Source organism: Streptococcus sp. CL6.22, from assembly GCF_049738055.1.
Classification (GTDB): domain Bacteria; phylum Bacillota; class Bacilli; order Lactobacillales; family Streptococcaceae; genus Streptococcus; species Streptococcus mitis_DJ.
The window spans coordinates 37,428-51,109 of the sequence record NZ_JBKOTV010000004.1; the positions used below are offsets into that span (position 1 = coordinate 37,428).

Here is a 13,682-nt window from a genome sequence, read left to right on the forward strand (position 1 = left end):
TATAGATAAAGGAAGGAAGACATGGCCTTAGAAGTAATTATGCCAAAAGCCGGCGTGGATATGACAGAAGGACAAATCGTCCAATGGAATAAAAAAGTCGGAGAATTTGTAAAAGAAGGAGAAATCCTTTTGGAAATCATGACTGACAAAGTCAGCATGGAATTGGAAGCTGAAGAAGATGGTTACTTGATTGCCATCCTCAAAGGAGATGGGGAAACTGTCCCTGTAACGGAAGTCATTGGTTACCTTGGGGAAGAAGGGGAAAATATCCCAACAGCTGGAGCAGCAGCGCCAGAAGCTAGCCCAGCGCCTACAGTTAGTGCCTCAAACGACGACGGCAAGAGCGATGATGCCTTTGATATCGTCGTGATTGGTGGAGGTCCTGCTGGATATGTGGCAGCCATTAAAGCAGCTCAACTTGGTGGTAAGGTTGCCCTTGTTGAGAAATCAGAACTCGGTGGAACCTGCTTGAACCGTGGCTGTATCCCTACCAAGACCTACCTTCACAACGCAGAAATCATTGAAAATATCGGTCATGCAGCAAACCGTGGTATCGTTATCGAGAATCCAAACTTCACTGTAGATATGGATAAACTTTTAGAAACTAAATCTAAAGTTGTTAATACCTTAGTAGGTGGTGTTGCAGGTCTTCTTCGTAGCTACGGAGTTACTGTTCATAAGGGAATTGGTACAATCACTAAAGACAAGAACGTCTTGGTAAATGGTTCAGAATTGCTTGAAACCAAGAAAATTATCCTTGCTGGTGGTTCAAAAGTCAGCAAGATCAACGTCCCTGGTATGGAATCTCCACTGGTGATGACCAGTGACGACATTCTTGAAATGAACGAAGTTCCAGAGAGCCTCGTAATCATCGGTGGTGGCGTTGTCGGTATCGAACTCGGGCAGGCCTTCATGACATTTGGTTCAAAAGTGACTGTTATTGAAATGATGGACCGTATCGTACCAGCTATGGATGCGGAAGTTTCTAAGAACCTTCGCTTGATTCTTGAACGTAAAGGCATGACCATCTTGACTGACACTAAACTCCAAGAAATCATCGAGGAAAATGGTCAACTTCGTATCAAGGTTGAAGGAAAAGACGATGTCATCGCAAGTAAAGCCCTTCTTTCAATCGGTCGTGTGCCAGACCTTGAAGGTATTGGCGATGTTGAGTTTGAATTGGATCGTGGACGTATCAAGGTCAACGAATACATGGAAACTTCTGTTCCAGGCATCTACGCTCCAGGTGACATCAACGGTACTAAGATGTTGGCGCACGCAGCCTTCCGCATGGGTGAAGTAGCAGCAGAAAATGCCCTTAAAGGAAATCATGCTGTTGCCAAGTTGAACTTGACTCCTGCAGCCATCTACACTCTTCCTGAAGTAGCAGCAGTAGGTCTTACTGAAGAACAAGCTCGTGAGAAATACGATGTTGCCATCGGTAAATTCAACTTTGCTGCCAACGGACGTGCTATTGCATCGGATGCTGCTCAAGGTTTCGTAAAAGTCATTGCAGATAAGAAATATGGAGAAATCCTTGGTGTTCATATCATCGGTCCTGCAGCTGCAGAATTGATCAATGAAGCGTCGAGCATTATCGAAATGGAAATTACTGTTGAAGAAATGCTGAAGACTATCCACGGACACCCAACTTACTCTGAAGTGATGTATGAAGCATTTGCAGATGTTCTAGGAATGGCCATCCATTCACCTAAGAAAAAATAAAATGAAGATAGACTAGGCTGGAAAGATATTTTCCAGTCTCTATCGTATAAAGGGATATCATGAAATATATTATCAATCATTCAAACGACACTGCCTTTAATATCGCCTTGGAAGAATATGCCTTTAAATACCTTTTGGATGAGGATCAAATCTTCCTACTTTGGATTAACAAGCCCTCTATCATTGTTGGTCGTCACCAGAATACCATCGAAGAAATCAACCGTGATTATGTTCGAGAAAATGGTATTGAGGTGGTCCGCCGTATCAGTGGTGGTGGAGCTGTTTACCACGATTTAAACAATCTCAACTACACGATTATCTCAAAAGAAGATGAAAACAAGGCTTTTGACTTTAAGAGCTTCTCAACTCCAGTTATCAATACTTTGGCTCAACTTGGGGTTAAAGCTGAGTTCACAGGTCGTAATGACTTAGAAATTGACGGCAAGAAATTCTGTGGCAATGCCCAAGCCTATATCAACGGTCGTATCATGCACCACGGTTGCTTGCTCTTTGACGTTGATTTGTCAGTCCTTGCTAACGCCCTCAAGGTTTCAAAAGATAAATTTGAATCAAAAGGTGTGAAATCCGTCCGTGCTCGTGTAACCAATATTGTCAATGAACTACCAGAAAAAATCACAGTCGAAGAATTCCGTGACTTACTCTTGGAATACATGAAAAAAGAGTATCCAGAGATGACAGAATACGTTTTTTCTGAGGAAGAATTAGCTGAAATCAATCACATCAAGGATACTAAGTTTGGTACTTGGGACTGGAACTATGGTAAATCACCTGAATTTAACGTCCGTCGTGGGACAAAATTCACCAGTGGTAAGGTTGAAGTCTTTGCTAACGTTACTGAATCAAAAATCCAAGACATCAAGATTTATGGTGACTTCTTTGGTATTGAAGACGTTGCTGCAGTAGAAGATGTCCTTCGTGGGGTAAAATATGAACGCGAAGATGTCCTCAAAGCGCTAGAAACCATTGATATCACACGCTACTTTGCTGGTATTAGCCGTGAAGAAATCGCTGAAGCGGTAGTTGGATAAATCAAAAAGAAGTTGGTTGTAGGACCAGCTTCTTTTTTTGATATGTATTTACATAATTTAAAATACGTAAAATCATAAACTATCTAGAGCATTTTTTTGTTCATCGTTGACGATATGGGTATAGAGGTCAGTGACTTGTGTACTGGCATGTCCTAGCTGATGACTGACCAAAACTTGCGATTTAGTGGCATCATAGAGCCTGGTTGCTAGCGTATGGCGTAGTTTATGGGGTGTTACACGGACTTTGAAGTCCTCAGAGTACTTAGCAACCATTTTCTCAACGCTGGAAGCATCGATACGATTAGGAACACCTCTGTAGAGAGTCAAAAAAAGGGCTGTATCTGTTTTTTCTGTCTTATAGCGTTGATTTCGAATGGCTAGATAATTCTCTAGATAAGGTTTTGCAAAGGCAGCGACATTGACCGAGTCACGTTTGCCCCCTTTTCGAGTGACATCAATAACCATCATTTTGAGATTGAGATCCCTTATATCTAGATTAACTGCTTCAGACAAGCGAACACCGGACGCCAAGAGAAGAGCAATAATGGCCAAATCACGTTCTTTATTTTTATTAAATGAAGATAGGGCGCGATTTGAGAGCTGTTGTGGGTAATCTTGGTCGATATAAGTTAGAAAACCTTCTGTTTCATCACCTAGAAAGAGCTTTTGTTTGATGTTTTCAGCTCTGGCAGCAAGTGTTTCTTTCTTTTTTTTGGTTGAAACTTTTTTCATTACATTACGATAAAAATAAGGTTCCCCCTGATCGTTTTCGACTTCCTCGGTTAGATACTTATAAAGACTGGAGAGAGCTGACAAGGTTCGATTGATAGTTGTCTGAGAAACTCCTTGCTTGGTTGTATTAGCATTCAGCAAAGGGCGTTCACGTAGGTAAAGAATAAAAGATTCCATGTCTTTCTTAGACATATTTTCCAAGACAGATAAAGAAATATCAGATATTCTATCGGCGTTTGAGATACCAGACTCTAAAACCCAGCTGAAAAATCGATCATATTCCTTGAGGTATTCGTACAAGGTTGTAAAACTGTAAGGTACAGCCAGCTTAGATTGGTAGTATTCAAGAACATACCAGGGCATGATTTGTTTTAGTTTGTCGATTCGTTCCAGTAAAATCTCACGTTTCATGTATTTTCTCCATAAATAAGTCTACTAGTAGTATAGCATAGACTTATTTATTTTTCAAGAAAATTATAGTTTTTCGGAAAGATGTTATAGAGGACATAGATGCAAAGAAAACTATATAACCATACGAAAAATTCTTCTTTATACATCATCATACTTGACTAACATATTAGGTATTTTTGTTTCAAGACTTTTGCGGACTTTTCCTTGTATTGCAGTGTCCATTTGGTTGTTAATACTTGTTATTGTTGCTTTAGTATCTCTTGCAATTGTTTTCGACTTTTGGTCAAAACTTGATTTTATTTTAACTTTAGCTCCCCAAGCATCTGACGGAATTGATTCATATGAAGAGTCGGTTATATGAACTTCCTCAATCCCTTCATAGGAATTCTTTAAGGTATTTACCAAACTAACTTCATATTCTCTATTTCGACGCTCTTCTTTGGATTTCCCTAACATGCTAAACATAAAAACACCTCCTGCTGTGATGATTGCGATTAACAAAACGATTAGCAGCCTTTTATAATTTTTTTAGTGCTGGAATTGTTCATTTAAGTTTTTCTCCTTTTTTCTTATTGTACTATAACCTAGAATAATTTAATCATTTTTATAATATATTATAATATTTCTAACAATAAATAACCGACCTCATTGCTGAGAATCGGTTTTCTAATATGTTTAATTAAGAAATTGTTTTTCACATAATATAAATTATGTGAAAAAACTTCTACAACAACAAATCTTTGACTTTCCCAATTTCACTTTTTGGAATAACTAAATGAATCATATCGCCGAGATACATTCTGGTTGAGCCGTTAACTGTTTGGCTCTTACCATTATGGACTTGAGTAGTGATGAGTACGTTATGTGGTAAGTTGAGTTCGTGTACTTGTTTTCCTGCTATTTTATCTGAAACAGGGATTTCAATGAGGGTGACTTCTCCTTCATCTGATGCTTCTTCAGGCAGCATTTTTTCCAACATAGCCTCATAGACTGGCGCACCTTTGAGTAGATCCATGATGATGTAGGCGACTAAGGTGACTAATCCAAGTGGCATGAGGTTACGAATATCTCCTACCATCTCAGTCACAAGTATCATAGCAGTTAAGGGAGCTTTGGATATTGCTCCAAAATAGCCACTCATTCCTAGAATGACAAATATAGGGAATTGCTCTTGACTGACAAGTCCAAGATTGACACAAATAACACCAACTAGGGCACCAAGTAAGGAACCTAGCGCCAAAATTGGTAGGAAAATTCCACCTGGAAGACCACTTCCATAACTAATCATACTCCAAATAAAGCGAATCAAAAAGTAAACTAATAGAACTTGAAAACTAAAATCTTGCTCAGTTAAGGAAAGAACCAGCTGATTTCCACCACCAAGGATTTGAGGTAAGAAAATTCCGACTGGTATGATGAGAATGAAGGCCAGAATTGGATAATAAGCTCTATCTAAACGAATTTTTTGACCAATCCAGTCATAAACTCTGCCGACGTTTAATACAGCCTTCTCATAGAGAAAACCGGAAAGTCCAAGAAAAATTCCCATAAGGAGGTAAATCCAATACTGATCCAGGGTCATGAGTGGGATGTTGTCTGGCATGTCCAGTACGGGTGTTAGGCCAAATATGAGCAAAGAGACAAAGTTTGCTACGAGACTGGCTGCTAGAGTTGAGACCCAGAAAAAGCGTGAAAAATGGTGATAAACTTCTTCTACCACAAAGAGAAGTCCTGCAATCGGTGCATTAAAGGCTGCAGCTAGTCCTGCAGCTGCACCACTAGCAATCAAGGAACGTTCCTCAACTGGACTGGATTTGAGCCACTTGGCAATACCTTTACCACCAACTGCTCCAAGTTGAATACTTGGCCCTTCACGCCCTAGCATGAGTCCACTGGCAATAGCTAGAATTCCTAGAATATATTTTTTCCAAAGAACACCCCACCAGTTGAGGGTCATAAGGCCTTTCAGTTCGGCTTCGACTTGAGGAATTCCTGAGCCTTTGATATCTTTTTCTGATCGAGTTAATTTCGCACTGAGCCAGCAGATGAGTATGTAAAATAAAACCAGTATAAAAAGATTGCGCACTAGGTGCGCTTGATCTTGATAAAGTCCTTGTATCAGGTGGAAGCCTTTTTCAATTAAGAAACGAAAGGATCCGACGATTATCCCAACGGCGAGACCGACGATGATTCCTCGTCCTACTTGGGATAATATGGTACTTGAGGCAAAGGCAAATTCTTTCTTAGAACTGAGTGTTTCTGACTGTTCCTCCATAATCATTCCTTCTAACTTATCTTTCTTTTTCTCCAGAAACCAGCGATTTAACGGGTTCAAAACTGGTCCGGTGAATTGAGGTAACTCCTAGTTTTTCCAGTCCTTCTAGGTGTTTAGCAGTTCCATATCCTGCATTAGCAGAGAAATCATAGCCAGGGAACTGCTGATCGTATTCCTTCATCAATTCATCACGTGTCACCTTGGCTACTATAGAAGCTGCTGCAATCGAGAGGGAGTTGGCATCTCCTTTGATGATGGAGGTTTGTGAAATTGGCAACTCCAGTTTCATGGCATCTATCAAGAGATGTTCAGGTTGAGGACTAAGCTGGGAGATTGCTTCCTTCATGGCCAGTTTGGTTGCTTCATAGATATTGACTTGGTCGATGACTCTATTATCCATGATACCAATGCCGATTGATAAGGCTTGATCTTGAACGGCTTGATAAATTTCTAGATGTTTCTTTTTAGGAATTTTCTTGCTGTCGTTGAGGCCTCTAATCTTACCATTTTTAGGCAAAATAACGGCTGCAGCGACTACAGGACCAGCAAGAGGACCACGACCAACCTCATCAACACCTGCAATTAAGGTCAATCCTTGCTTATAAAGTTCTTTTTCGTAGGAAAGCATGGATTCCAAACGAAGATCCTCATCTAATTCAGCTTGAATGGCTTTTTTACGCTTGCTGATTTCCTTTTGAACTCCAGAGCGAGTATCCTTTTCGAGTTCTAAAAAAACAGGGCTATCTAGGGCATTGACCGTTGCAAGGAGTTCTTTGATTTCTTTAATTGTCGCCATCGCGGTCTTCCAATGTATCTAAGGTATAGTTACCGAGTTTGCCATCGCGGACTTCCTTCACGAAGAGACTGTAAAAGCGGTCATAGTCGTCTCTGAAACCGAGGGCGCGGGTCATATCCATAATAATAACAGGCGCTTCTTCTTCAATTTTCATTTGTTTGAAGCGTTCGGCCAGCTTTTCTGGATAATGTTCTTTGAAATAATTGAGACCAAAAATAGTTACCTCATCCATAGGAAGCAACTGGTCTTTAATAGCTCCAGTCAAGGCCAACTTAAGCGCAACAGTTTCATCCTCAAACTTAGGCCAGAGAATCCCTGGTGTATCCAAGATTTCCAGGTCTTTATTGGTTTTGAGCCATTGTTGCCCCTTGGTAACACCTGGTTTATTGCCGACAACGGCAATTTTCTTACCAGCCAAACGATTCATGAGAGTTGATTTACCAGCATTGGGAATCCCAATAATCATGGTACGCAAGGTTTCAATCTTGATGCCGCGTTCCTTCTGGCGAGCAATCTTATCCGCCATGAGTTTCTTGGCCGCATCTGTTACAACTTTTACAGTCACTTGCTCTTTGGAGTTGATAGCAAGAGTCTGAATTCCTTGTGATTCAAAATACTGACGCCATTCCTTGGTCATTGCTGGATCAGCCAAGTCCGCCTTGTTTAAAATCAAGAGTTTTGGTTTGTCACCAACAATCTTGGTCAACATAGGATTTTGACTAGATAAAGGTAAGCGTGCATCCACCAAAATCGTTACAAAATCTACAAATTTTAAATTTTCCTGAACCTGTCGACGCGCTTTAGACATGTGACCAGGAAACCATTGAATAGTAGCCATTGAGTTTTTTCCTTTCATAGCAGGGGTTTAGAGCCCCTATTGTTTGAACATCAAGGAGTTTTCAAATGAATAATGTCCAAACAGTTCTTATTTGATAACATAGAAATCTACTTTATATTATATCATGACTTCTTTATTTTGTCCGCTTTTGCTTCAGGATTAAATAGTGTTCCAAACTATTAAATCATTATAAAAAAATTAGAGAAGACATTTTTGTCCTCTCCATCAATTTTTTATTACTCATCAAATAATTTTTCCAACTGTTTGGTTGCTGATTCAATCTCGTAGCCATTTTCATCTATTAGCTGTTTCACCTTTTCTGTATCAAGTTCCCGATTATTTCTGACTGACAAAATTTTATCCGCCCATTCTTCAAGAGAGTCTTTCAAAGACAGGCTGTTATCGTAGTTATCTAGTATTCTTGCATCTGGTAAATGATTTGCAGTTACAACAGGTAATCCATTTGCTTGTGCTTCAATGAGTACAATTGGCAATCCTTCAAAATTAGATGGGAAGAAGAACACATCTAATAAATTTAGCATTTTTCCGACATTAGTGGTCAATCCTGTAAAAATGACTTTATCTTCTACACCATATTCTTTTGCCACATTTTCTAAAAATGCAGTATCACCTCTTCCGATAAAAACTAAACGGGAATTTGGTTCTTTTTTGACGATTTCAGAAAAGACCTTAATACAGAAACTTTGATTTTTTTGTTTCTCATTTAAGCGGGAAACTTGCCCAATGACCAAACAATTTTCAGGGATCTGATACTCCTTTCGAAGTTGGGTTTGCATTTCTTGATCATATAAAAACTTCTCAACATCAATGGCATTATGAATAACCAAGGCTTTTTTTCTTTCTTGACCATGATAAAAATGGTTCAATGCTTCTGTTCCACAGGCCCAAAAATCTGTTGCATATTTTCCGACAAAAAGTCGATTAATTGGGTGAATAAAACGATAAAATTTATCTGCTGTCGCACAATGTCCATGAACGATTCTTTTTTCTATCCCATATTTCTTTGCTAATTTTAAAAATTCTAGATGAGTCAGGCCGTTTTGATTGGACCATAAAATATCATAACGATGAGCATTCTTCTTAAAAAAATCATCCCATTCTTTTAAGGCTTGCTGGATATGAGGTCTTAACTTGGGGATTCTATGAACGACTAGAGGATTGCGACAAAGCTTTTTAAAATGATCACTAAATTCAACATCTTCAGGACCTTGTAGTAAAAATTCCAGTTCAAATTCAGAGGTATCAATATGGTTATAAAAATCTAGAACAATTTTTTCCAAGCCACCAACATCTGGAACCAGACCACAAACCAATATTCTTTTCATTGATTTCTCCTTATTTTTTTAACTTTAATACTTTTTGAATCATCAGTATGATTTGTCTACCGCCTTCATGATTTCTAAATAGGAAAACGTAGACACCCAATACTATCAAATAAAGGACGATTTTGATGATCAAACCGAAAATGAAATCTAGCTGAGTTAAGAGGTAGTTATCCAGCAAACTCAAAAGTAGAAAGCTTATCCCTGCGACAGTGAAATCTTGTAACAATGTTTTAAAAAAATCCTTTGAGGAAGCTTTCAATCCATACTTAAAGGCGCTATAGGGTTCATACCATGTACAGGTCAAGACTGTTGAACAAATCGTACCCAATAAAATTCCAGATACCCCTAAATCTAAAATCACTAAAAAGTAGAGTGAAAGGGAAATATTTAATAAAATCTCGACGATAACTTTTTTATTTTGCTCATAACTTAATCCATAAACTGAAATCAACGTTAGAATCGGTCTTCTATAAAAAGTTAGGAAAAAATGAAGGACGATCAAAATCTCAATCGTATAATTAAATGAAAAACTCTCACCTAACCAGATAGTCATAAATGGATGAATGAACATTAAATAACCTAAGCTAGCAAAATAAATCAGGCTAAAAGTAATAAACTGGAATTTTTTTAGGAATTTAACCATATCTGCTACTGTCGTAGACTCCGAATGGACTAAGTTACCTACGGAAGAAACAACTGAATTAATCACAGTATTTAAAATCAGTGAAAGAAATCCTAAAACATAGGTATAATTCCCGTAAATACCTATAGCTGCTAAGCTGACAAAACTTGCCATTAGAATACTATCTGTTTGAAAAACAATCGTTTCTCCAATACTACCGACTATATTTCCTTTGATATTTCGGATAAATTTTTCTTTTTCCTCCTGATTAATGGGTGTTATCTCATTCTTAAACAAGTAACCATACAATCTATCAACAATCCCCGACATGATGATATTCCCTATAAAATTCATCATGATACTGATCAATAGATAAAAGATATAATTTTTGGTAAAGAATAAAATTCCGATTTGCAAGCATACACGAAGCGTATTTAATCCAAAGTCAATCAAAGTCATCATATAATTACGCTGATCGACATAAAGCAAGGTTCGTTTATAGGAGAAAAAATAGCTGGAAGCTGAGTTAAATACAAAGAGGAAAAAAATCAAATATACTTCACTATTTACCGTATAATCCTTTATCATATAAGGAAGAAATAAAGAAAGTATAGCACCCAGTATAAAAATAGAAAAGCCAATGATTATATATAATTTTTTGAAAAGAATCATAAAAGCATTGATTTTTCCATGTTCTTCTCTGCCTAAGGGGTCATATAGTGCATAGCTCATGGCTCCAGCAACCCCTAATTCTGCCAAAGACAGAATAGAAACTAAGCTAGACAAATAATTGTTTAATCCTAGATAGGTTACCCCAAGTAAATTGATAAAAATAGTTCGATTGATAAAGCCAAGAAGGACTTGAAAAGGTTGCAATGCCAGAGCAATACTTGTATTTAAGGTGGCAAATTCTGTTCTACTTTTTTTCGTGTATTTCATCTATTCCTTTAATTTTCCTTGTAAAAGTTGATCGAGATAACTTCCTGGAAGGACTTCTTCTTTCTTGATTTTATAAGTCGTTTTCAAAATCGGTGTTGTTTTTAATACTTCTTCCCATTCTTTTTCCTCAAAAAGATCATGGGCATGGTCTCTTAAAAACCAAACACGCTCAGCTGGTGCTAGAATCGGTAATCTATCCACTAAGTTTTCAAAATAAGGATTGCACTGATATTCGGACAAAATAAAATAATCCATCATCAGGTAATGAATAAAAACTGGGTATTTACGAACATAGTAAAGATATAAATCCCGAATATGTTTAAAATAAGGTTTGCCTTTTTTTCCTGCTAGAAAGAAACCTGCCCATTTAAAGTCACCGACAGTTCGTTCCATTTTTTCTGGCTGTAAGGGTGGATGATTCAGAGTAAAGAAGTCACCCTCAAACATTTCTAAAGTTGCATAGGGAGATACAAATAAGGTTGCATCCATCCAAATTCCACCGTATTGGTATAAGAGACTAAAACGAATAATATCTGAATAATGCGCAGCTGATAATTCTTTTTTCTTGTATTTTTCGGTGATGTCTATTGGAATATTGATGAAATCCGCCAGATTTTCATCCGTCAACAAATAGAATTCACAGTCATTTCTTTTGGCGAAATCTTTTATGGTCTTCATTGAAGCCTGGACTGTCTCAGGCATTTGAGCTTCTCCCTGTTGCCACATTGTCCAAATTATTTTCGGAAATTCTGTTGTTTCTTCCTCTTTTTCATTACTCGAATCAACTAGTTGTGCTTCTTTTCTTAATTTTAGTACAAAATCCAAAAGAATTTTTCTACGAAAATCATAGTACTTCGTCTCAGACTGTTGCGCAAGATAATAAGCTAGAGTTGGATTGAGACCATAACATTTTAGAATTGTATGATAGCGAGTGATTTTTTCTTGTAAGGTTTGGAATTTCATAAACGCTAAAATTTCCTTTCACATTTTTCTAAGGATGTTTTAAGAAAATACCCCTGACGGATTTTTTGGCCGGTTTTCTTGCTATTTTTAATCAATTCTTGATAATCTTTTTCATCTATTAAGTTTAAACAATCTGCAATTTCAAACAATGAATCAACAAGTATTCCACATTGATTATTCCTTACAAAATCAGCCAAAGCAGATTGGCTCCATACGATGATTGGAAAACCTGATGCTAAATATAAAGACGCTTTATGAGGATTATTAAGTTTTAAATATTCTCCATACATTCCACTACAAGTATGGGGGCTATCTCCATCCCAGACTAAGCCAAAACCTCCATGCAAGTGATTAGGAAGTTTATCAGGAGAAAAAGCACCTTGATAATGAACGTTGTAAGGAAGATTCTCCTCTTCAAAGTTAATACCATAAATAGAAAAATCTGGTTTTTGGGGTAATTGTCTTGCGTATTTTGTTTTCCGAATATCGAAATTTCCAGCAACTATAACCGTATTTTTCTCATAAATTTTCTTCTCTTTATAATTTGGAATCAAATAATCAAATATCTCTAATGAAACAATCTTCTCTTCCGGTATTCCTAATCGCACAAGTTCTGCTTTCATTTTTTCATTATGAGCGATAATACCATCTACTTTTTCAAGTACGGTTTTATTTTGTAAAAAATGGATAATAGAGTACTTGAAATCTGTAAATGAATTGATTGTTTTGTTTCTCAGGGACTCGATATCATGAATCAGCAAATAAGCTTTGAATGTTCTATTTTTCAAAAATCTCGTTAAAATTTGTTTTTTTAAGGAATGCCATAATAACGGAAATTGAAGAACTAATACATCATCTTTTGTCAAAGCGATGGGATTTGAATCATTATTTAGGGGAAAAGCCTGATATCCTGCTTCTACCATTATTTTTTCAGCATCTAATCTAGCTTTAGATCCTGCATGTTTGGCTTCTGCGTAAAATTCTTTTAAGTAATAATTCATACTACTTCAACCCTCTCCAAAATCTTTTTACAATATATTTTTCAAATCTCCATTGAATGGCTCCAATAACTCTTGAAATAAAGACAATATTTTGAGGGAATAAGCGATAGGCCCGCATTAATAATGATTTCCTTGAACTTTTAGCGTAACGATTCAAATATTCTACATATTTCTCTTGATAGGGATTTCCCTCAAATATACGATAGTCAACAACGTGCATCAAGACTAAATGAAATAAGCGACGCTGTACATATGGGAGTGAGTCAGCATTTCCTTCATATAGTTGCTCCACTTTATCACAAATCGTAAACAAATCCAAATTTTTCAAACTAAATTCGCGATTCATAATACTACCACGTCGTACACGATAATAATATCCTGTATAATCAATTTTCACCATTTTGTGTATATGCTTTAAAATTCCCATTCCTCCATACACATCTTCATAAAATAAACCTTCTAAAAATGGAAAATTGACAATCACTTGTCTTCGAAAAAGTTTAGCAACTGCATTCAAACGGACAATATTATCTTTACATAAAGAGACTAAAGCTTCTTTAGCATTTCCTTGAAAAATAATTTTGACATTCTCGGGAGAAGGGATTTCTATTTCTTTTTGATCATTTGTATACCAACATTCTACGATGTCCATTTCTTCTGAAGTCATGTGCTTTAATAATTGCTCCAACATATCGTCTTTAATGACATCATCACTGTCTACAAAAGTGATAAATTTGCCTTTAGATTCAGTCATACCACGATTACGAGCGCCACTTAATCCTTTATTTGCTTGATTGATTAAGTGAAAGCGAGGATCTTGTTGACAATAGCGCTCACAAATTTCTTGTGAATGATCCGTAGAACCATCGTTAACAAGTATTACTTCAATATTGCTATAAGTTTGACATTGAATACTATCTAAACATTCTTCCAGATACTCTTCAACATTGAAAACTGGTACAATGACACTAATCATAAATAGCCT

Annotated in this window: 11 protein-coding genes and 1 pseudogene; 2 read left to right on the forward strand and 10 right to left on the reverse strand. The window is 37.0% G+C overall.

Going from position 1 to position 13,682, the window contains the following annotated elements; translation table 11 throughout:
- Positions 1-21: 21 nt before the first annotated feature.
- Together lpdA and ACLNCW_RS02755 are read left to right on the forward strand one after the other, a co-directional pair.
- Positions 22-1,725, forward strand: coding sequence for a dihydrolipoyl dehydrogenase (gene lpdA / locus ACLNCW_RS02750; RefSeq protein WP_424845327.1), 1,704 nt, complete (start codon positions 22-24; stop codon positions 1,723-1,725).
- A gap of 59 nt (positions 1,726-1,784) precedes the next feature.
- Positions 1,785-2,774: a lipoate--protein ligase gene (locus tag ACLNCW_RS02755; RefSeq protein ID WP_424845328.1), complete on the forward strand. Its 990-nt coding sequence runs from the start codon at positions 1,785-1,787 to the stop codon at positions 2,772-2,774.
- A gap of 72 nt (positions 2,775-2,846) precedes the next feature.
- On the opposite strand, the gene xerS is transcribed toward ACLNCW_RS02755, so the two are convergent.
- From xerS to ACLNCW_RS02805, 10 genes and pseudogenes are all read right to left on the reverse strand, one after another.
- The gene (gene xerS / locus ACLNCW_RS02760) at positions 2,847-3,917 is read right to left on the reverse strand and encodes a tyrosine recombinase XerS (RefSeq protein ID WP_020903340.1); all 1,071 of its coding nucleotides are present in this window, start codon (positions 3,915-3,917) and stop codon (positions 2,847-2,849) included.
- Positions 3,918-4,214: 297 nt separating this feature from the next.
- Positions 4,215-4,465 (reverse strand): annotated as a pseudogene (locus ACLNCW_RS02765) (hypothetical protein); the annotation flags it as partial.
- A gap of 176 nt (positions 4,466-4,641) precedes the next feature.
- Entirely contained in the window at positions 4,642-6,192 is a 1,551-nt protein-coding gene (locus ACLNCW_RS02770) for a ClC family H(+)/Cl(-) exchange transporter (RefSeq protein ID WP_386683295.1), read from the reverse strand.
- Between the two features lie 16 nt (positions 6,193-6,208).
- Positions 6,209-6,988, reverse strand: a complete 780-nt coding sequence (locus ACLNCW_RS02775) for a ribonuclease HII (protein WP_386683298.1) — start codon at positions 6,986-6,988, stop codon at positions 6,209-6,211.
- The gene (gene ylqF, locus ACLNCW_RS02780) at positions 6,975-7,826 is read right to left on the reverse strand and encodes a ribosome biogenesis GTPase YlqF (protein WP_386683301.1); all 852 of its coding nucleotides are present in this window, start codon (positions 7,824-7,826) and stop codon (positions 6,975-6,977) included. The genes ACLNCW_RS02775 and ylqF overlap by 14 nt, the downstream gene beginning before the upstream one ends.
- 236 nt (positions 7,827-8,062) lie before the next feature.
- Complete coding sequence (locus ACLNCW_RS02785; protein WP_424845329.1) at positions 8,063-9,172, reverse strand: glycosyltransferase; 1,110 nt, start codon at positions 9,170-9,172, stop codon at positions 8,063-8,065.
- A 10-nt stretch (positions 9,173-9,182) separates the two neighbouring features.
- Positions 9,183-10,733, reverse strand: coding sequence for a lipopolysaccharide biosynthesis protein (locus ACLNCW_RS02790; protein WP_424845330.1), 1,551 nt, complete (start codon positions 10,731-10,733; stop codon positions 9,183-9,185).
- Positions 10,734-11,696, reverse strand: coding sequence for a capsular polysaccharide synthesis protein (locus ACLNCW_RS02795; RefSeq protein ID WP_049544604.1), 963 nt, complete (start codon positions 11,694-11,696; stop codon positions 10,734-10,736).
- A 5-nt stretch (positions 11,697-11,701) separates the two neighbouring features.
- Positions 11,702-12,697 carry a galactofuranosyltransferase gene (locus ACLNCW_RS02800; RefSeq protein ID WP_049544605.1) on the reverse strand — a complete coding sequence of 332 codons (996 nt, stop codon included), beginning with the start codon at positions 12,695-12,697 and terminating at the stop codon, positions 11,702-11,704.
- Position 12,698: 1 nt separating this feature from the next.
- Positions 12,699-13,673 carry a glycosyltransferase family 2 protein gene (locus tag ACLNCW_RS02805; RefSeq protein ID WP_049544606.1) on the reverse strand — a complete coding sequence of 325 codons (975 nt, stop codon included), beginning with the start codon at positions 13,671-13,673 and terminating at the stop codon, positions 12,699-12,701.
- Positions 13,674-13,682: the final 9 nt, after the last annotated feature.

Coding starts and splice junctions, on each gene's coding strand:
- ACLNCW_RS02775 (WP_386683298.1), bottom strand. CDS start 6,988: ATGGCGACAATTAAAGAAATCAAAGAACTCCTTGCAACGGTCAATGCC.
- lpdA (WP_424845327.1), top strand. CDS start 22: ATGGCCTTAGAAGTAATTATGCCAAAAGCCGGCGTGGATATGACAGAA.
- ACLNCW_RS02790 (WP_424845330.1), bottom strand. CDS start 10,733: ATGAAATACACGAAAAAAAGTAGAACAGAATTTGCCACCTTAAATACA.
- ACLNCW_RS02755 (WP_424845328.1), top strand. CDS start 1,785: ATGAAATATATTATCAATCATTCAAACGACACTGCCTTTAATATCGCC.
- ACLNCW_RS02785 (WP_424845329.1), bottom strand. CDS start 9,172: ATGAAAAGAATATTGGTTTGTGGTCTGGTTCCAGATGTTGGTGGCTTG.
- ACLNCW_RS02770 (WP_386683295.1), bottom strand. CDS start 6,192: ATGGAGGAACAGTCAGAAACACTCAGTTCTAAGAAAGAATTTGCCTTT.
- ylqF (WP_386683301.1), bottom strand. CDS start 7,826: ATGGCTACTATTCAATGGTTTCCTGGTCACATGTCTAAAGCGCGTCGA.
- xerS (WP_020903340.1), bottom strand. CDS start 3,917: ATGAAACGTGAGATTTTACTGGAACGAATCGACAAACTAAAACAAATC.
- ACLNCW_RS02800 (WP_049544605.1), bottom strand. CDS start 12,697: ATGAATTATTACTTAAAAGAATTTTACGCAGAAGCCAAACATGCAGGA.
- ACLNCW_RS02805 (WP_049544606.1), bottom strand. CDS start 13,673: ATGATTAGTGTCATTGTACCAGTTTTCAATGTTGAAGAGTATCTGGAA.
- ACLNCW_RS02795 (WP_049544604.1), bottom strand. CDS start 11,696: ATGAAATTCCAAACCTTACAAGAAAAAATCACTCGCTATCATACAATT.